The 20,285-nt window shown below is 37.4% G+C and carries 15 protein-coding genes; 10 read left to right on the forward strand and 5 right to left on the reverse strand.

Translation table 11 applies throughout. The annotated features are described in order from the left end of the window. Positions 1 to 166 precede the first annotated feature (166 nt). Entirely contained in the window at positions 167 to 982 is an 816-nt protein-coding gene (locus tag I6E72_RS13780; RefSeq protein ID WP_197112702.1) for a thioesterase family protein, read from the forward strand. On the opposite strand, the gene I6E72_RS13785 is transcribed toward I6E72_RS13780, so the two are convergent. After that, positions 971 to 1,639, reverse strand: coding sequence for a substrate-binding periplasmic protein (locus tag I6E72_RS13785; protein ID WP_231620558.1), 669 nt, complete (start codon positions 1,637 to 1,639; stop codon positions 971 to 973). The genes I6E72_RS13780 and I6E72_RS13785 overlap by 12 nt on opposite strands. A gap of 248 nt (positions 1,640 to 1,887) precedes the next feature. On the opposite strand from I6E72_RS13785, the gene I6E72_RS13790 reads away from it, so the two are divergent. The 4 genes from I6E72_RS13790 (at position 1,888) to I6E72_RS13805 (ending at position 7,154) form a co-directional block, all read left to right on the forward strand. Continuing rightward, the gene (locus I6E72_RS13790) at positions 1,888 to 3,054 is read left to right on the forward strand and encodes a paraquat-inducible protein A (protein WP_010553945.1); all 1,167 of its coding nucleotides are present in this window, start codon (positions 1,888 to 1,890) and stop codon (positions 3,052 to 3,054) included. After that, positions 3,051 to 4,706 (forward strand): intermembrane transport protein PqiB, encoded by a 1,656-nt coding sequence (gene pqiB / locus I6E72_RS13795; protein WP_007582433.1) that lies wholly within the window; start codon positions 3,051 to 3,053, stop codon positions 4,704 to 4,706. Before I6E72_RS13790 ends, pqiB begins: the two co-directional genes overlap by 4 nt. Beyond that, positions 4,706 to 5,314 (forward strand): PqiC family protein, encoded by a 609-nt coding sequence (locus tag I6E72_RS13800; RefSeq protein ID WP_007582431.1) that lies wholly within the window; start codon positions 4,706 to 4,708, stop codon positions 5,312 to 5,314. Before pqiB ends, I6E72_RS13800 begins: the two co-directional genes overlap by 1 nt. Before the next feature lie 457 nt (positions 5,315 to 5,771). Continuing rightward, positions 5,772 to 7,154 (forward strand): Na+/H+ antiporter NhaC family protein, encoded by a 1,383-nt coding sequence (locus tag I6E72_RS13805; protein ID WP_024591807.1) that lies wholly within the window; start codon positions 5,772 to 5,774, stop codon positions 7,152 to 7,154. A 248-nt stretch (positions 7,155 to 7,402) separates the two neighbouring features. Here the strand turns inward: I6E72_RS13805 and I6E72_RS13810 are convergent, their stop codons facing one another. Continuing rightward, the gene (locus I6E72_RS13810; protein ID WP_197112704.1) at positions 7,403 to 10,285 is read right to left on the reverse strand and encodes an insulinase family protein; all 2,883 of its coding nucleotides are present in this window, start codon (positions 10,283 to 10,285) and stop codon (positions 7,403 to 7,405) included. A 235-nt stretch (positions 10,286 to 10,520) separates the two neighbouring features. Between I6E72_RS13810 and I6E72_RS13815 the strand changes: the two genes are divergently transcribed. After that, positions 10,521 to 10,937: an MAPEG family protein gene (locus I6E72_RS13815; RefSeq protein ID WP_024593147.1), complete on the forward strand. Its 417-nt coding sequence runs from the start codon at positions 10,521 to 10,523 to the stop codon at positions 10,935 to 10,937. 64 nt (positions 10,938 to 11,001) lie between these two features. On the opposite strand, the gene I6E72_RS13820 is transcribed toward I6E72_RS13815, so the two are convergent. Continuing rightward, positions 11,002 to 11,742 (reverse strand): peptidylprolyl isomerase, encoded by a 741-nt coding sequence (locus I6E72_RS13820; protein WP_197112705.1) that lies wholly within the window; start codon positions 11,740 to 11,742, stop codon positions 11,002 to 11,004. A 248-nt stretch (positions 11,743 to 11,990) separates the two neighbouring features. On the opposite strand from I6E72_RS13820, the gene I6E72_RS13825 reads away from it, so the two are divergent. Together I6E72_RS13825 and ushA are read left to right on the forward strand one after the other, a co-directional pair. Then, the gene (locus I6E72_RS13825; RefSeq protein WP_024591811.1) at positions 11,991 to 12,176 is read left to right on the forward strand and encodes a hypothetical protein; all 186 of its coding nucleotides are present in this window, start codon (positions 11,991 to 11,993) and stop codon (positions 12,174 to 12,176) included. An 87-nt stretch (positions 12,177 to 12,263) separates the two neighbouring features. After that, entirely contained in the window at positions 12,264 to 13,895 is a 1,632-nt protein-coding gene (ushA, locus tag I6E72_RS13830) for a bifunctional UDP-sugar hydrolase/5'-nucleotidase UshA (RefSeq protein WP_121953579.1), read from the forward strand. A 26-nt stretch (positions 13,896 to 13,921) separates the two neighbouring features. Here ushA and I6E72_RS13835 read toward each other — a convergent pair whose 3' ends face one another. After that, complete coding sequence (locus I6E72_RS13835; RefSeq protein WP_197112706.1) at positions 13,922 to 14,866, reverse strand: hypothetical protein; 945 nt, start codon at positions 14,864 to 14,866, stop codon at positions 13,922 to 13,924. Then, the gene (locus tag I6E72_RS13840) at positions 14,859 to 15,725 is read right to left on the reverse strand and encodes a hypothetical protein (RefSeq protein ID WP_197112707.1); all 867 of its coding nucleotides are present in this window, start codon (positions 15,723 to 15,725) and stop codon (positions 14,859 to 14,861) included. Before I6E72_RS13840 ends, I6E72_RS13835 begins: the two co-directional genes overlap by 8 nt. Before the next feature lie 251 nt (positions 15,726 to 15,976). Between I6E72_RS13840 and I6E72_RS13845 the strand changes: the two genes are divergently transcribed. Together I6E72_RS13845 and I6E72_RS13850 are read left to right on the forward strand one after the other, a co-directional pair. Then, entirely contained in the window at positions 15,977 to 16,831 is an 855-nt protein-coding gene (locus tag I6E72_RS13845) for a S1/P1 nuclease (RefSeq protein WP_197112708.1), read from the forward strand. A gap of 43 nt (positions 16,832 to 16,874) precedes the next feature. Then, complete coding sequence (locus tag I6E72_RS13850; protein WP_024607515.1) at positions 16,875 to 20,048, forward strand: TonB-dependent receptor; 3,174 nt, start codon at positions 16,875 to 16,877, stop codon at positions 20,046 to 20,048. Positions 20,049 to 20,285 lie beyond the last annotated feature (237 nt).

A 20,285-nucleotide genomic window follows, 5' to 3' on the forward strand; every position in this document is an offset into this window, starting at 1 on the left:
TGTAAAAATGAAAAAAAATTCATTTTTTATGATTTATTTACAAAATAACCCTAATAATTGTAAGGAATGGTGATTTTTACGCCGCAGGAGTCGCTTTTAATTACTAGTCTGACCAGTTTGATTGTGTTATAAATTTATTAAATCGCACTATAAAAGGACATCTTCTATGCATTTTGAACAATTACTTCTCCAAGCTTCAAAAATTGGAAATTCAAACAATACTGAACAATCAACTAACACAATGCAATTCCCAGAAAACTGGTGCCAAGGCAGAACTGCTTTTGGTGGGCTTTCGGCTGCGCTGTTATATCAAGCAATCAGAGGCAAGGTAACGGGTGATCGTCGCTTACTTTCACTCAGTACTAATTTTGTAGGGCCTTTACTTGCCGATACTCCTTTTTCGTTGTCGGTTGAAATACTACGCCAAGGTAAAAGTAGCACACAGGTACTCGCCAAAGCGATTCAAAATGAACAAGTGTGCGTAATTGTACAAGCGTGTTTTGCTAAAAGTAGAGAGTCAGGTATTAATGTACCTGTTTCAAAATCTTTGGGTTTAAAGCCAGTAGATAAGCGCCATACATTACCTTTTATAAAAGGTCAGATGCCTGAATTTTTCCAACATGTTGATTTATGCCCCCAACAAGGTGCTATGCCATTTAGTAGTGCAGAAACTTCTCACTTAGGTGGCTGGATGCGGTTTAAACATACACCCGAGCAAATAACTGAAGCCCATGTGATTGCACTTACCGATGCATGGCCGCCAACACTTTTACAAATGTTTAAACAACCCGCTCCTGCAAGTAGCATGTCATGGTATTTAGAATTTGTGCAAGAGCCAAACTTAACACCTGGAGAATGGCTTGGCTTTGAAGCAATTACTCATCATTCAAAAGATGGTTACGGTTTAGAGGATGGCTGTATATGGTCGCAGTCGGGTGAGCTAATAGCGCTTACACGTCAAACAGTGGCTTTATTTTATTGATGAATGGGTTTGGGTTTGGCCTTCATCAACAATCCTTTTATAAGTACCATTTTGCTTGATGAGCGCCAAACCAATATCAAACTCAGTAGCTAAAGAGAAGTTGTTAAAATAAGCAGGTCGATCTGCTTTTGGAAATAAAGTGTAAATTTGCACAGCTTCGGGGGATTTATGTTGATTGTAGTAATAGTAAAAAATACGCTTATCTAACACAATTACATCAACCCAACCTTTTAACAGCTTATCTACCTGCGCTTTTTGATTAATAACCTCTTGATATGTGCTAAAGTGTTTAACATTCCTTTTGAATATAGGAGGCAGATATGCCGTTGCATTTTGAAAAGCAAGAACGTTTTTATTAAACATGCCTTCTATTTTATCAATGTTATATTTATTTCGCTTGAGTGTAATGGCCACATTTTCATAACTAAGTACCGTTTTACTTGGATAAATACCCGCACTAATTCCTCCAGCATAATTTAAAAGTATATCTACTCCTTTATTATGTAATTGATGCTCAGCGCGTTTATTCGACATATATTGCACATTAATATTGGCAAATCCATTGGCCTTTAACGCGGCTTTTATTAAATTTAGGTGTATACCCGAGTCTGTTTTTACAAAAACATAAGGTGGAATTGATGCGCTCGCAGCGATCATTACCTCTCGCTCTTTATTAATAGCCACAGCATTTTTCGAGCAAATAAAGAGCCACATTAATATGTAGTAAAAATAATATTTCACACGCTTCCTTTATATAACGAACAGCTTGATAGCAGAACGCGTTGTATTAATGTATTAAATATAGCAAAATTGAAGAAATATTCTTCTTGCTTGGTATTAAATTGCAAACTGTATGCCCCTGCTGCGATCTGATCATAGATATACCTCGCATAATCGCAAAACAAATGGCGATATGCCCACATTGCCACCATAAACTTTGCGAAGCCGATGTTAATCACGATAGTCGTATAGTTGCACTAAGCTTTAGCGCACTATTAATGCTGCTGAGCAGTATGTTTTACCCTTTTATTTCTTTTAGCAGTAGTGGTATTACTCAAACTATTACTCTGCCCGACGCGGCTCGAATTTTATTTAATTACGATAGTGAACTGCTTGGCTTATTTATTGATTTGAGCATTATTGCTCTGCCTATGGGTTTGCTTCTTATTTTAATTCCTTTGCATCTTGGGCTTTTAAAAACATTACCAGAGGGCATAGCAAGGCGACTACTAAAGTTCACCCTTGCGTTAGAACCGTGGATTATGTCGGAAATATTTTTAATTGGCGTACTTGTTAGTATGGTTAAAATCATGTCGCTGGCTGATATTAGCTTTGGCACGAGTTTTTGGGCTTATGTGGGGTTTGTTATTTTATACATAGCTGCGCTTGTTCACTTAAATCGCCCACGCTTATGGGCTCAAATAAAGCCTGTAAAAGTACTCGAAGGCGCAGAGCATGCTAAACGTGCAATAGATGAAAATATTAAAGCCTGCCATGTGTGCCATCAACTATGTACCGGTAATATTTGTCAGCGTTGCCATACAAAAACGCACGTTAGAAATCCTTACAGCGTACAAAAAGCAGCAGCTTGGCTAATTACCTCTGTTGTTTGTTATATTCCAGCTAATGTTTTGCCTATTATGCATACCACTAGTCTTGGGGATGAATCTCCTTCGACTTTAATTGGTGGTGTTATTACTCTTTGGAAAAGTGGCTCCTACCCTATTGCCGCTATTATATTTTTAGCCAGCGTTGTGGTGCCACTTGCTAAAGCTTTTGTATTGAGCTTTTTATGCTTTATGGTAACGAGACCTGCCAATAGACATACAAAAAGTTACACCCGAATTTATCAACTGACTGAGTTTATTGGAAAATGGTCGATGATAGATGTATTCGTGGTTGCTATTTTAGTTGCCTTAGTTCAACTGGGTAATTTAATGTCAGTAACACCAGGATTAGGCATTGTATTTTTTACAGTTATGGTAATATGCCAAATGATGGCTGCCCATGCCTTTGACCCACGCTTGTTGTGGGATTCCCCTAAAAACAAAAAATCAGAGAACAAAGCATGACCGAAACTGCCGAAATAACAAAAGAACCGAAAATTTCCGCTATCTGGATCATTCCGGCAATTGCGCTGTTAGTGGGCATGTGGATGTTATACCAATACCAAGCTAATAAAGGCCCTACAATTTTTATCGAGATGCCACAAGCCGAGGGCATTATTGCAGGTAAAACTGAAATAAAAGTGCGCAGTGTAAAAATAGGTCAAATTGATCATGTTCGACTATCAGACACCCAAGACAGCGTTATTGCCCGTGCGCAAATAGACAAAAACTACAATAACCTATTAACTGACGATGCCAAAATTTGGGTCGTAAAGCCACGCATTGATGAAACGGGTATTAGCGGAATGAGCACGCTATTATCTGGTGTATATTTAGAGTTTTCACCCGGTGAAAGTAAAGAGCTAAAAGAGCGTTTTAAATTACAAGACGAACCCGCCCTCATTGGTAAAGATGTGAAAGGTGGCCGTTTCAAATTAATGAGTTACAACGCTGAAGTGCTTGATGTGAGTACCGGTATATTTTTCAAAAATTATAAAATAGGGCAAATAGAAACCGCCACTTTTGATTGGGAAAACCAGGCAATGAAGTACGGCGTATTTATTAAAGAACCTTATCAAAATCTCATCACCATGAACTCTATTTTTTGGGTGAACGCAGGGATTGAAATTGACCTATCTGCCGATGGCATCAATATTAATACGGGCTCTTTAAGTAAACTTTTAAAAGGCGGCATTTCGGTTGGCTTACCTGAGCAACAGGCCCCGGGTGAAATAGCACAAGATGGGCATAGCTTTTCGTTAAGCCAAAGCTATAAAGAAGCGCTAGAAGAGCGCTTTTACGATTTTGATTACTACCTCATTGAATTTGAACAATCAGTTCGAGGACTACGCACAGGTGCTCCTGTCGAATATAGAGGTATGCGTGTAGGTACTGTTGTTGAAACCCCTGCCAATGTAATTATTGACGGTAAACCTGCCCACTTTAGAAACCATAATACGGCGGTTCCAGTACTTATAAAAGTAGAATACGGACGCTTGTATCACGACAGTGCCTCAGCTAAAGAGTATTGGCAAGGTAGTTTAAAAGGCTGGATTGAAAGTGGTATGCGCGCCTCGTTAAAGCCTGGTAATTTATTAACGGGTGCAGTATACGTTGATTTTGATATATACCCAGATGCACCGCAAGCACACCTAGGTAAACTTGTGCAGTATGATGTTTTTCCGAGTATTTCTAGCGGCATAACCGTATTAGCAGACCAAGTCTCTGACGTACTTAATAAAGTAAATAACTTAAAAGTTGAAGATAGCTTAGAACAAATGCAAGCCACATTTACCGATTACCGAGCGCTTGCTAATGAAATGCGAGAGCTACTAAGCCAAAAAGATACACAAAACTTACCAGGCGACTTTAATCGTAATTTCGAAAAGATGACAAAAAGTATGGAGCAGTTTGAAGTAACTATGCGCCAATTTGATAAAACCATGGCCAGTTACCAAGCAGGTTCTGAACTTCATCATCAAATACAGCAAACATTAAAAGAGTTTAAACGTTTAAGCGAGGGCCTACAGCCTCTAACTCGCGGATTAAACGAGCAACCTAATATGCTAATTTTTGATAAATCATTACCAGCAGATCCAAAACCAAGGAAGCAATAATGAAATCGTTATTTTTAACTGCAAGTTTATTATTACTATTGGCAGGTTGTAGTTCATCAATACAAACTGCAACACAATATTATCAGTTTGAGCAGCCTATTGGTGCCTCGTCTCGAAATGTGACAGACACAGACGCACAATTAAGAATACAAACAGTTGTACTTAGAGGTGCTTTAAATAATTTAGGTATTGCTATGAAAATAGATAGCAACCAAATTCATGCCGCAAATTACAACCTGTGGGGCGAATCGCCGGATGTAATGCTCACTGCAACAGCCCAGCAAACTCTTTTTAATGCTATGCCAAATTGGATGGTAATAAAGGGCTTACCGGTCATTACTGAACTCGATCAGCAAACGTTTTATGAGCTTGAATACGAAATTCACCACTTTAATGGCGATATGGAAGGTAACGCTGATATTTCAGGGCTTTGGCGTTTATATTACACACACCCTGAAACAGGCCGACGTCTTATAAGTATTCATAATTTTTCAAACCTAGTGCCTATCGATGATGATGGATACGACGGTTTAGTTTCAACGCTTGAAGCAACATGGCTAAATATAAACCTAAATGTTGCAAAACAAATAGAACAAGCAAGACTTTAATCATTAAGTGAAAATATAATTACGGCGGTTTTATCATCAATTACCGTCGAATCTTACTTTTTGCTGCTTCTTCAATAATTTTTTAAGTTGATGAATGGCATCTCTTTACATCAAGGAATTAACGCTACAAAGCACTCTATTAAACCGCCTCTAATAAAATTTTATCAAACATGTAAATTTTTGTTGACTGAAATTAAAAAGCGGATTATTTTTGCGCCGATGTTTTTACAGGCACAACAATAGCGGTTTGCACTCCTTGCACCGTCTGGCGCCAAAGCCAACGCGTTTCATTTAAACAGCTATTTAACATAACTGTTTATGTGTCCCTCCCACGCGTACAAAAGCAGTGACTTGGAAAATGATTTAACAACAAACTTATCATCTTCTTTGTTTTTGTATAAGCGGCTTGAAAATTAATTTAATTTTTATGCATGCTTTTAATTTTGTGAATACTTAAATGCTTGAACCTTCTGCGTTGAGTTTACTACCACCGTTAGTGGTGGTTGTATTGGCTGTTGTATTACGCCGCCCTATTTTATCTTTACTTATTGGTGCTTTAGTTGGTTTAGTTATAGCCGATCCTGCACAGGTACTTACTAACTTTGCGAGTACATCGCTAAAAGTAATGACAGACGAAACCATCGGCTGGCTAATACTTGTATGTGGTGGTTTTGGCGCACTTATCGCACTATTAGTGCGTACAGGTGGTGCATCAGCTTTTGGCAAGTTAGCTCTTAAGTACACCAAAGGTAAGCGTTCATCGTTGTTCATGACCTTTTGTTTAGGTGTGGTTATTTTTATTGATGACTACTTAAATGCGCTTACTGTGGGTGAGACCATGAAACGCATTACCGATAAATTTAAAGTTAGCCGCGAAATGCTTGCCTATGTTGTTGACTCTACTGCTGCACCAATTTGTGTGCTTGTCCCTTTATCTACCTGGGCGGTATTTTTTAGTGGCTTATTGGTAGATAACGGTATTGCTGAAGAAGGCAAAGGTATTGCTGTTTATATTCAAGCTATTCCGTACATGTTTTACGCGTGGTTTGCGGTGCTTGTTGTTTTACTTGTTGTGTTGGGTGTTATTCCTGCGATTGGTCCAATGAAAAAAGCAGAACAAATGGCGCAAATTGAGCAAGCTCAAGTCGATCCAGCTCAATACAATAACGTTCAAACGGCAGATGAATACGCAGTAAAAGCAGCTGAAGAAAACTTTGAAGACGCTGATCCTAAAGGTAAATTACGTAACTTTTTAGTGCCGATTATTTTACTAATCGCATTTACTGTTTACTTTGAAATAGACGTATACAAAGGCTTACTAGCAACAATGGCGGTCACTCTCCCGTTTTATGCGCTACAAAAATTAATGAGCGTAAGTGAAATGATTGAGCGCATGCTTGATGGCTTTAAAAGTATGATCCCCGCTATTGGTACTGTTATAGCGGCGTTTATATTCAAAGACGTATGCGACTTAATTGGTTTGCCTCAGTTTGTTATTGGTAGCTTAAGCCCTTATATGACCGCAGCATATTTACCAGCCGTGGTATTTATTTCAATGGCTATTTTAGCGTTTGCAACAGGGTCGAGTTGGGGTATTTTTGCTGTATCAATTCCGATTGTTATGCCACTGGCAAATGCGGTTGATGCAAACATACCACTGGTCATTGGTGCGCTATTATCGGCTTCTTCTTTTGGTAGCCAAGCGTGTTTTTACTCAGATTCAACGGTGCTCGCAGCGCAAGGCTCTGGTTGTAATTTAATGAGCCATGCCGTTACACAATTGCCTTACACGCTAATTGCTGCGGCATTAGCTGTTATAGGCTTTTTAATAATGGCTTAAATATTATACCAATCCGCAATAATACTTAATCATTTTGCGGGGCTAAACGTGTCGCTACCTGCGTTAAAAAATTTTCATTTAGAACAACTAAATAGCGAATTTTTTGCCTAGCTATCAACACGTTTTTCCATCCTCAAAATAGATCACTTAATTAAGCGAATTGGTATTATTAGTAAATATAGTGAGATAAATAATAAACCCCAATGTATTACTACATTGGGGTTTATTTTTAGCTGCGTAAATAAAGCTTATTTTTGTAGTTTAATACCATTGTAATAGGCATCAAGCGTTGTGATTTTAGTTTGATTTGGTAAATCGGCAAAGTCACTTTCTATAAACTTAGTACCACGTAATTGCACATTTAAACGTGCCGCATTAGGGTTAAGCATTGTTTGCTTGTAGTAGTCTTTTATATCTGCGAGCGTTACTTTTTCAACTTCATCAATCAGCTTTTGCTTAGAATCAAAGGTAAAGTTTTCACGGTACCAATCGTTTATAAGTGGGCTCATTTCGTCACTTAAATTTTTAGGCTGCTCTTTAAGCGATACTAGGGTTGAATTTTTAAGCTGCTCAAAAGTCTCTTCGCTCATGTTATCAAGTTCAACTGCGTATTCTTTTTTAAACTTATCAAAACGAGCTTGTATTTCTTTTGGTCCTTTAACTGGTGTTTGAATATACAAACCAATTGCTGAGTAACCTTCAATTGGGCGAGCTAATGCACCTACTGCGTATGCAAGCTGCTCCTCTGTACGCATTTTATCAAACGCAACTGTTCTAAAGTGGCTTTGTAATACAGCCGCTTCTGCTTTTTGTTTGTAACCCGCAACAGGATGAACGGTCATATCAACCACCGCTACATCAGCTACATCAATATCTTTTTGCAGTACCAGCGTTTCGCCCGGTTGTGGCAACCAAGCTTTGCTGCGCGCAAATTCACTGCGTTTATGGTTGCTTGGTAGCGTTGCACTTAATTCGTCTGCAATCGCGTCTATATCTTGCTGATTGTAGTTACCGTAACTAAATACGCGTAAATCGTTTTGTGCAAACGTAGCTGTTTTTAATTGTGCTAAGTCGGCAACACTCACTGAGTCAGCGGCTTTAATAAGCGCGTCTGTATCAAAACCACCTGTACGCGTTAGTTTTGAATACTCGCCAAATGCTTGTGCATACGGAAACTGTTTTTGTTGGTTTAGTAAATTACGTTTAAAGCGATCAACTGCTTGGCTAAATGCTTGTGCTGTTTCATCGGCTTTTAATCCGGTTAAAGCTTGTTTAAGCAATACATCTTGTTTATCTGTGAAACCACTCATAGATAAAACAAGACCATTACTCGGCGCAAGGCTTACACTCATACCAGCGATTGCTGCTTCGGTACTTAACTGACTTTGTTGAATATTGTATAAATCAGCCCAAACAGAATAAAGTACTTCTGCTTTAATATCGTTCAAACCGGGTTGAGTATTTATATAAACTTCAACAAGCCCTTTTGGCTGCTCTGCAAATTTTTGACTTGCTTGGCGCCATACTTTTACACCATTTTTATCGTAAGCAAGTTCTGGGTGTTTTTGCTCTTTAAATGCTTGAGTTTTTATTGCAAAATTTTCAGGCAATAAATTGTTTACCGTCGGTAGTGCTAACTTAAATTCGCTTGGTTTTTTCCAGCTTGCAATCTCTTGTTCGCTAATGTCACTGATGCGGTATTTACCGTCGTAAAAGTGTAGTTGTGAGTCTGTCTCTTCTTGCTGCGATACATACCAAATACGAAGAGTATCGGCATTTAACTGCTCAAGTACTTTATTTACCGCATTAGCATCAAACTTTGCATAATAATAAGGTGCATTAATGGCGTGATTTAACGGGTAATCTTGCATGCTTTGTGTAAGTGAGCTTACATAATTAAATTCATCACCTTTTTCTAAAAACTTAAATTGGTTATTTAGTGATGTACGAATTTCGTTGAAGTACTTGCTATCAACGCCCTCTTTTTTAATTAAATCGATGTACTGCATAATAGTCGCAACTATTTCGTCACGATTTTTCATGCCTTCATCTGTAAGCTCTGCGTTTACGTTTAATGACCCGTAGTTACCATATTGATTTGGTGCAGCTGAAGCTGACAACTGAGATACCCACCCTTTGTCACGAAGCAATTGCGCTGGGCTGCCCGGCATTTCATTACTTAGTAAATACGCTACAAATCGGTTTGGTTTAAGGGCAAATTCGCTATTATTATTAGCAATGGTGAAATCAAGTTGTAGCTGTTTTACATCTTCATTTGGTGCATAAAACACGCGTTTTCCGCCAGCGTTATCAAAATCAAGTTTTGCAGTTACTGTTGGTTTTTCGATGTTTTTATTTTTTATATCAGCAAAGTATTTTTGTGCTTTTTGCTCCATTTCAGCAATAGATAAATTAGAAATAAGCGCTACTTTCATGACATTTGAAGAATAATATTTATTATAAAAATCAACCGTTTCTTTATGAAGCGAACTGTTTTCTTTATCACCAAGTGTTTCTAGATTACCAATTAAAAAGCGATTAGCTGGGTGATCGCCCATCATTTTACGCGCTAGTTTAAATTGACCAAAAAAGTCCATTTCGCGACGCATTGACCACTCTGCGTTTACTGCATTTTTTTCTTTGTCTGTGTATTCAGGGTATAATTTAGGTGCTTTAAAAAAGTCGGCAAAACGGTCTAGCCCTTCATCAAACGCGTCGTTATTAATTTTAAACATGTAATTAGTAATATCGAGCCAAGTATATGCATTGTGCGCGCCACCATTTTTGGTCATAAAATCAGAATACCCTTTTGTATCTGGGTAACGATCAGTGCCTAAAAACAGCATGTGTTCTAAATAATGCGCCATACCCTGTTGCGACATCGGGTCGTGTAGTAAACCTACACCTACACTTAGTGCCGCTGCTGACTTTTCAGCACCAGGATCAGACACTAAAATAACTTCAATGTCGTTTGCTAATTTAAGTGTTTTATATTCGCGGTTATCGTTAGGACTTACAACTAACGTGTCTGATAATAAAGAGGCCGGAGGCGCTACAGAAACCGAAGCTGTATTTGAACAACCACTTAAAACTGCAAGTGCGATAGCACTAAAACCAATAATCTTTTTCATTTTTGTTTTCCATTAAAAAGTATTGCGCAAAATAGCGTGCGCCAATTCAAAGCAATATAGTTAAGCTAAACTAACATTTTCAATTAATAACTTTCTACAAAATAACGCTATTTTGTGTAACACATTGTGAAAAATGTCTTCATAATCGGATATTAGTTGGGAGTCTGCCAATCTTCGAGATTAAAAATCATTCAATATAAAAAGATACACAAACTCTAAATAATAAGGAAAAACAATGGAAAAAATCATCATACTTGCCATGTTTGCACAAGTTACGCTTTCACTGGTTGTCATGCTCATTATGGGTAAAAGGCGCTTTGCAGCAGCTAAAAACAAACAATTAGATTTAAGCGATTTTAAAACAATGCAATTAGATAAGGCTGGCGACACTATTAGGGTTGCAGATAGAAACTTTTCAAATCAGTTTGAAATACCTGTGCTTTTTTACGCGGGGTGTTTACTTGCACTACAGCTAAATAGCGCCAGTACACTTGTGGCTATACTGGCCTGTTTATTTGTAGCAACACGTATTGTGCATAGTGTTATTCATTTAGGTGAAAATAACGTACGCGCACGTTTTAAAGTGTTTTTACTAGGTTGTGCTTGTGTGTTTTCAATTTGGCTTGCGATGGTTTGGCGAGTATTACTTTAAACAGCAAAGTTTAATAATAATGTGGGCGGCTGGTTTACGCCATCCACATTACCGTTAATTTTAATTATTTAGCACGTTTTAAACGAGGAACCGCAAGTAAAAAAGCACCTAAAAGCCAAATTAATCCGCCGCCAGAACTGCTACCTGAATCTGTTGATGTGTCAGAATCAATTAGCGTATTTTCAGTAACAGTAAGACCTGCGGCTGAATTAGGATCATCATCCATTACCGCCACGTTTTGAATAGTCACTAAATTAGCATTGCTAATTGTTACATCAGTGCTTGCACATTGTTCAGAAGTAATACCAACAACGGGTGTTTCACCACAGTGTACTAATGCTGCAATTTTATCTAACGTTGATTGGCTTGCTGCAGTAATTTGTCCAAACACAGTAAAGCCACCGTTTTGCGTATCAAGTGCTGCACTATTGTCTGTAATATTAAAAAACCACTGGCTTGTTGCGCTATTAGCATCACCCGATAGTTTAGCCATCGCAATGGTGCCCTTAACATTAGAAAAAACAGGCTCATTTTCTACAGCAGGCTTTGTGGTAATAGCATCTAGCGAGTCAGAAAATGTAAATCCTCCCCCTTGAATAACAAAGTTACTAACAGAGCGGTGAATTACTGTTTCGTTATATGAATCGTCTTGAACGTAACTTAAAAAATTTGCAACTGTTTTAGGTGTTTGTTGATCAAACAAGTTAATTTCTATGACACCTTGGCTCGTGTTCATTTCGACAATAGTGGCAGCACTTGTAAAGCTTGCTGCGGCGAGTACTGAGCCAAGTAAAAGTTTTTTCATGTTGTATTCCTGTTGTTATATTTTTAGATAATTGTTAATGCGTTAACACATTAATGCCATAGGCGATCAAAATCGATTCTAAAGTGCGAGTTGATACAAATTAGACCGTGTTGATAACAAATTAATTACATATACCATTATTTATATTCTTTTTAGCTATATAAATCTAATTATTTAAAATTAAATCATCTTAAGAGTATGGCTACTTTTTGTTACCTTTAAAAAACACAAAACAACAGGATCTTATAATGCCACACACTAAACATGCAATTTGCGACTTTGGTTTACACAAAGGCGAACCCTATACAAAACTGCCAGCAAGCTTTTTAACCTGGATGATAGGTACTAATCACCACAAGCGAGAGTATGCGAATACGGAGTTGAAGCGTCGTGAACGTGCTGCCACAAACCAATTAACAGCCCCTTCCAAATAAAATGTAAATAAGTACGTTTTTTTAGCATAGAACTAGTTTAAACTAGCTGCCTGATAAATTAAGTAGACCTTAATCCATAGGTATTTTATGCGTATAATTATTTTATTTTCGGTTATTTTTAGTGTACTCGGATGCACATCTCCTGCTCCTGAATCCGTGTTTAGCGCTACCCCGACTAAATATTTAACTGTTCTTCATACTAATGATAACCACGGGCGTTTTTGGCAAAACGAAAAAGGCGAATACGGTATGGCCGCTCGCAAAACGTTAATTGACTCTTTACGCAATAAAGCTCAAAAGCAAGGTCATGCAGTATTACTACTCTCTGGTGGTGATATAAATACAGGTATTCCTGAGTCAGACTTACAAAAAGCAGAGCCTGACTTTAAAGGAATGTCGCTGATTGGTTACGATGCAATGGCATTGGGTAATCACGAATTCGACAACCCTATTGATGTATTGAAGCAACAGCAAAAATGGGTGAACTTTCCTTTTCTATCAGCCAATATATTTGAAAAGGAATCAGGCGAACACGCGTTTGATAGCTATAAAATATTCAAAAAGAATGGATTAACTATTGCTGTTATTGGTTTAACAACAACCGACACAGCTAAAATTGGTAATCCTCAGTATATTGGGCACTTAGAGTTTAAAGACCCTGTTGACGTTACAGCAAAACTAGCTAAAGAAATAAAAGCTAAGTATAACCCTGACATTACAATCGCCCTGACTCATATGGGTCATTATGTTGATGCTAGCTTTGGTATTAACGCACCCGGTGATGTAACACTCGCTCGCTCACTTCCTGCAAACACCCTTGATATGATCATTGGTGGCCACTCTCAAGAACCTGTATGTATGAGCGATACAAATGTAAATGACGATAGCTTTAAACCAGGTCTTGCCTGTAAACCAGACCAACAAAACGGTACTTACATTATGCAAGCCCATGAATGGGGTAAGTATGTTGGTAAAGCTGAATTTAAGCTTGAAAACGGAAAATTAACGTTACTAGACTACAAACTGATGCCGGTTAATTTGTATGTAGATAAAGTACAAGCTGATGGCTCAACTAAAGAAGTATTAGCAAACGAGTACATTAAACCAGACTCAAAACTTGAATCTTATTTAGCGGTATACCAAGCTAAAGGCGCTAAACAAATTGAAGGTACCATTGGTGAAGTAGATGCTCGCTTAGAAGGTGACAGAAACAAAGTTCGCTACCAACAAACAAATCTTGCACGCGTAATTATTCAAGCTCAAATGGATGTAGTGGGTGCAGACTTTGGACTAATAAGTGGTGGTGGTATTCGCAGCTCAATAGAGGCTGGTGAAGTGAGCTATAAAGATATTTTAAAAGTACATCCTTTTAAAAATCGTATTACTTACATGGATTGGCAAGGCAGTGATTTATGGGACTATTTAAATACAGTAACCAGCTTCCCACCGGATGCTGGCGCTTATTTGCAATACCATAAACTATCGTTTGAGCGTAAAAATAATCAGTTAGTTAATGTTGTTATTAACGGCCAACCTTTGAACAAAAATAAAACTTACCGCATGAGCTTAAATAGCTATAACGCATCAGGCGGTGATGGCTATCCTGCGCTTACAAATAAAAAAGGCTTTGTTAGTACAGACGAAACAGATGCCCAAGCACTTCAAGATTTTATATCAAAAAACAGCCCTCTTAAAACGGCTGAATTTACTCCTAAATAGCCTCTAATAATAGGAAAGTAACCTTGTTACTTTCCTATTATTTCAATACTGCCCTTTTTAATATTTGCCAGCCCATAACTATGCAGACGAGAGCGAGAACCCTCCCCGTATGCTTTAGGTGGATAATATAACTCTTTTTCTTCGGGATACTCGCTGAGTACTTCATCTAATGCAGCACGTACTTCGCTCAGGGTTTTTTCTAGGCTATTATTAAAGTTAGGCCTTTTTCTAACCGTATGGCCGAGTTCGACCAACCTATAAAAATACTTGTTAGCAAGCTCTAGCAGCTCCTCTGGCACATCTTTATTATGACTAAGCGCTACATCATCGTTATTTGTACAATACTCTACAAGTGCTAAATAAAAGCACAATGGCTTATTGGCTAAACACATTTTTTGTTCTGTATTACAACTACTTGATAATGTTTTATCATTAAGGTCAACAATAAGTATCAACTGCGTAGGCTCTGTAATTGATTGATGCTGTGCATTATTAAACCGCTTATTACTTTGTTTAATAAACGCAAACTTTACCCAAAAACTAATCAATACACTTAATACTAAAAATATAAAATAGTAAATAAAATGGCTCAATGTAAAGTGGGTTTGTTGGACGTTAAATACAACTAATACGAGCCCATTATTAGTGCTCAAACTACGTATTATTTGGTGTGAGTTTACAGGTGTTACCATTTCGCTTTTTGGTGCAATAGCAACAACTTTGAGCTCGTTCGAATTAATGTAGCTGTTTAAAGTTTTAATGTAGCTGTTAACTGCATCTTTATTACCTGAATGCTTTAGCAGCTCATTCGATAAATCGAGTAAGGGTAAGTCGAGTGCTATTTGCCTTTCTATCTGCGTAATTTTTTGTTTAGCTACTTGCTGGCTTTTTTGAGTTACAGAAATATAAAAGACAGACGATAAAATAAAAAATAAGCTTATAATAACAATTAGTTGCTTATACTTACTCATCACCACCCCCCTCTTTTAAGCTTACTAAGTTGGCACCGCAACGCCAAAATGGCTGTACGTTTTGATAGTAATGCAAACTTTGATCTTTAGACATATCAAGCAAATTTTCCTGCACTGCGCATAATAAATCAGTGTTGTTTTGCTGCATTTTTAAATACCATCTTGTTCCAGAAATATTATTACTCAATGGCGTAATATAGTTTTTTGAAAAACGTTTTTCGTCGCTCTCTTTCCAAAACGAAGCAATAATATCTACTTTTCCATTAGCGAGTAAATCACGTAATTCGTTATGAGAGCTAGCATAAGTGATTTTCAAATTGGCTAAATTAATATCTAACTCTTTAAACGTTTGTTTTGGTAAAATATGCCCTGATCGGCTGGTCGGATAATCAAGTAAACCTATGCGCTTATCTAAAAAGTATTGTTTAGTGACTCGAGGTTTTTCTTTAGAAGATATAAAAAAAGCCGTGTAGTCAGAAAAACCAACAACGGGCTGGTAGTTATATGTCGACTCTGCTTTAAAGGCTGCCATAATATTGTTTTTAGCCAAAATTAAGTCAGCAATTCCTTTACCCACAAACTCAAAGCTGTCTGCCGTTCTATACCCCCAATACCCTTTTACAGAGCCATATTGCTTAGCCACCACGTTATCAGAGCATAACTTTTGTGTTAATAACTTAGCTATTTTTTTTGATTGCGTAAAAACAATTAATTGGCCTTTGTTACTTGTTGCAGTTGTTTGACACTCTGTTGAGGTTTCGATCATAACTGGAAAGTGTAATTCATCATTGTATACACTAACTTGACCGCAAACCCACGTAACGACCAACAATAGAAACAAAAATGTAACAATTAACATTTTGTGCAACACGATATTTTTAAAATTCAAAGCAATGCCACTCAAAAATAGACTATATAGTGCATTTGAACAATTTCGCTTACTTATTACAACAAGTAATTTTACCTGTTAAACATAACCTATTGATTTAAAAGTAATGTGAATAAGAAACTATGAATTTTAATGAGTCCTTCCTATCAACACCAAAAGTAAGGACAATTGACCGCATTAGCCTATAGCAACGCCATGAAATATTCATTAAGGAAGTTCTAATGCATAGCAATATAAAGTACTCGATATCTTCTGCGCTTTTGATTAGTGCAATATTTACAAGCACTGACTCACATGCTTGGGGTCAAAATGGCCACCGCATTGTAGGGCAGATTGCAGAATCTCATATAAGCGAAACAACTAAAGCGGCAATACAACCCTACCTTGATGGTGAATCACTTGCACAAATATCAACGTGGCCTGATGAAATGCGCTCTGCCCCTGGCGAGTTTTGGCAAAAGCAATCATCTCGTTGGCATTATATTAATGCAGCACCAGGAAAATCTTTCAGCTTCAATCACGATCACACTAAAAACAAAGAATCTGTAAGTAATATCCTAGAAGGCATTCACTATTCAATGCAAACGCTCACTGATAAAAATAGCACCTTAGATGCTAAACAGTTCAGTTTACGTTTTTTAGTACATTTGGTGGGCGACAGTCACCAACCATTTCATGCTGGTCGAAGTGAAGATAGAGGTGGCAACCGTATTAAGGTTTCATTTTTTAACGAAGAAACAAATCTTCATAGCCTTTGGGATACAAAGTTAGTTGAGAACGAGAATTTATCGTTTACTGAGTACGCACAATTTATTGATACAAATAACAGCGAGTTAATTGCTGAGTATTTACAAAGCTCACCTATGACATGGGTTGAAGAATCTCATAATTTAGCCACAAAAATTTATAAATATACCAACAACGAAATTGGTTATAGCTACATATATAACAATACTCCAATTATAAAGACACGCTTACAACAAGCGGGTATTCGATTAGCTGGATTACTAAATGCCTTATTTGACCCTTCTGCAAAAGAGTTAGAAACGGCACTGAAAATGACGACTGACAAATAAACTGTATTAAATTTATATAACCTACACACGGGAAATCAACATTATGACTAAGCTTCGCCTTTCGAAATTAACTGGAGCGGTAATTTTAGCTCTAGGTGTTTCTACAAGCGCAATGGCTGCTGATACTTCATCTGCAATGCGTGGTAAAATTACAACGCCTTCAGGTGGCAGTGCTGCAAACGTTAAAATCAAAGTAATTCACCAACCAACGGGAACTATTAGCGAACTAACTACAAACGAAAGTGGTACGTTTATCGCTAATGGTTTACGTGTAGGTGGTCCTTACATGGTTATCATTGATTCTGATACGTTTAACGATACCACTGTTGAAAATATCTACTTGAACCTTGGTGAAACTTACCGTTTAAGCTCGCAGCTTGCTCCGCTAAACATCGAAAAGATTGAAGTGTCTGGTTATAAGATTGTTCAACAATCAGGTGGCTCTAGCAGTACATTTGGCTCTGACACTATTGAAAATATGCCAAGCTTTAATCGCGACATTAAAGATATTGCGCGCTTAAACCCACTTGCCAGTATTAATGGTAATGGTGAGCTAACGTTTGCAGGTAGTAACCCTCGCACCAACGGTTTAACAGTTGACGGTATTGGTCAAAATGATGACTTTGGCTTGAACTTTGGTGGTTACCCTACTTCTCAGCCTCCTGTAGCACTTGACGCTATTGAACAAGTTTCTGTTGATGTGTCTCCTTTCTCAGCTTCTAAAGGTAACTTTGGTGGCGGTACTATTAACGCAGTAACAAAATCTGGTACAAATGAGTTTAAGTTCTCTGGCTTTTATGAAATATCTACTCCTGAGATAGCTGGCGATGTTGATAATATTGTACAAGAAGACGATCTTGATGAGCTAGGTCATAAAACTTACTCTACAAATAAAGTAGAGCCGATTAAAACTGAAGAAAGATTTGGTTTTAATGTCGGTGGAGCGATTATTGAAGATGAACTGTTTTACTTTGTTAACTATGCAGAATGGTCAAGTGAATTAGATCTAGATTACGGCTTTGACGGTTCTGGTGCTTCAAATGAATTTAATACTTCTGAAGCTAACTATAATCGTTTCATTTCTATCTTAAATAATGAATACGGCTTAACTGATTCATTAGCCGGTGCGCCAGAAGATACAAACAAAAACTTGCTTGTTAAATTAAGTTGGAACGCAAGTGATGACCACCGTTTAGATTTCACTTATCAATGGCAAGACGACCAAGATGAGCGTAACTCTAGCACTGGCGGTGATAATATAGCTTTAGTTTCAAGTACTTATGCATACGTAACTAAGTTTAATAACTTTTCATCAAAACTTTACTCTGATTGGACTGAAAACTTTTCAACAGAAATTGGTGTGTCGTATAAAGATGTTACCTCTGATAGCGCAACTCGCTCTAACTTAGGAAGCATTACTGTAGAGGAAGACGGTCGAAATGGTCCTTCTTACAACTTTGGTACAGATCAATACCGCCATGCAAACCGTTCAGAAACACAAAATCTAACTTTTACGTTAGACGCTACGTATTTAATGGATGAGCATGAAATAAACTTTGGAGCTCAGTACGAGTCACTTCGTTTATATAACTTGTTTGCTCAAAACTCTCTTGGAACGTGGAAATTTGATAGCTTAGAAAATTTTGAAAACCGTGAAATTGGTTCTTATGATTTCTCTTATCAAAATGCTTACACTAATGATTCAGCTGATACAGCATATGATGTAAGACGTAACCAGCTAGCGCTTTACATAGAAGATACTTTTTATGTAGGTGATGATTTAGAAGTTACAGCAGGTGTTCGTTATGAGCGCTTATCATCTGATGATAAACCAACTCTAAATGAAAACTTTGCTAATACGTATGGCTTTACTAACCAAGAAAATCTTGATGGCCTAGACATTATACTTCCTCGTGTTGGCTTTAAGTACTACGTAACAGAAGCGCTTACTATTAATGGTGGTATTGGTCGTTTCCAAGGCGGCATTCCAAATGTTTGGTATAACAATTCATTCCAAAGTGATGGCATTACTTTAGTATCAGCACAAAACGATGTAATTAATGATTACTATGCAAATAACACAGCTGATATTACTCAGGTTCCTGATGAAATAAAAAATACATTAGAGCAAGGTGCTGGTAGCGTTGCGTATATCGACCCTGATTTTAAATTGCCTTCAAGCATTCGTACTCAAATAGGTTTTGAATATGAGTTTGATTCTGAACTATTAGGTGATGGCTTTAAATGGCAAGCAGAAATTGCTTACCATAAAAAAGAGAATGAAGCGGTATGGCATAATTCGTCTATTAACCCAGTAGGCTTAGCTGCGGACGGCGAACGTGTTATCAATCAAAGTATTTACAGTGGCGATAATGTTGACATAGAAATGACTAATTCATCGGATGATGGTCGTTCAATTATTATTTCAACGGGTATTGCTAAACAATGGGACAATGGCCTGTTTGTATCGGCAAGCTATGCTCACCAAGATGTTACAGAATCATCAGCAGGTTCAGCTTCTCAGGCAGAAGGTAACTATAAGCACAATATTACAGTAAATCGTAATGAAGATATTGCAGCACGTGGCTTTTACGAAGTTGAGCACAGCTTTAAAATTAACTTAGCGTATAACACTGAATTTTTTGAAGGATATGCAACCAAGTTCAATGTTTATTTTGAACGTCGTTCAGGTCGCCCATTTAGTTACACAATGAATATGTATAAAGATGAAGACTTAGGTGATACTAGCTCTTTATTCACTAATGGTGCTTACTTACCTTATATCCCTACAGGTGCTGATGATCCGAATGTAAATTGGGCTGATTCTAAAATGACTTGGGCTGAGTTAGAACCGTTATTAGAGCGTGCTGGTATATCTCAACGTGGTGGGATCTTAGGTAAAAATACAGCAACGCAACCTTGGGTTACTACAATGGACGTTAGCATTAAGCAAGAAATACCTGGCTTTGCTGAAGGTCACACTGGTGAGGTTTATCTAATGATTGATAATTTCGCAAACCTTCTAAACAGCGATTGGGGTGTAGAAAAACGCTTAGGTTACTCTAACCAAACTATTTATGACTTTGGTGGTCTTGATGATCAAGGTAGATATAAAATAGACAACAGTTTTGGCGGTGCGGATGTGCGTAATTACTCGCAAATCAGTTCATCGTCATCAGCTTGGCAGGCTAAAGTTGGTATTAGCTACAAGTTTTAAGTCTTAATAGGTAAGTAATAACACATTAAGTTATTTGTTAACAAAACCCATTGCAAAATTGTAATGGGTTTTTTGTTTTTCACACCCCAATTTCACATGTTTGTCATAAAGCCCACGTAATATATACCCCGATATAGAGTTATTGCTCGAAAAAACACTCAAATAGACAAAAATAGTACTATTTATTAAAAATATATTGCAGTTGTATTTTATTTGTAACGAATAAATAAGGTACAC

Origin of the sequence: Pseudoalteromonas sp. NSLLW24, from assembly GCF_015864725.1 — a bacterium.
Taxonomy (GTDB): Bacteria; Pseudomonadota; Gammaproteobacteria; order Enterobacterales; family Alteromonadaceae; genus Pseudoalteromonas; species Pseudoalteromonas arctica.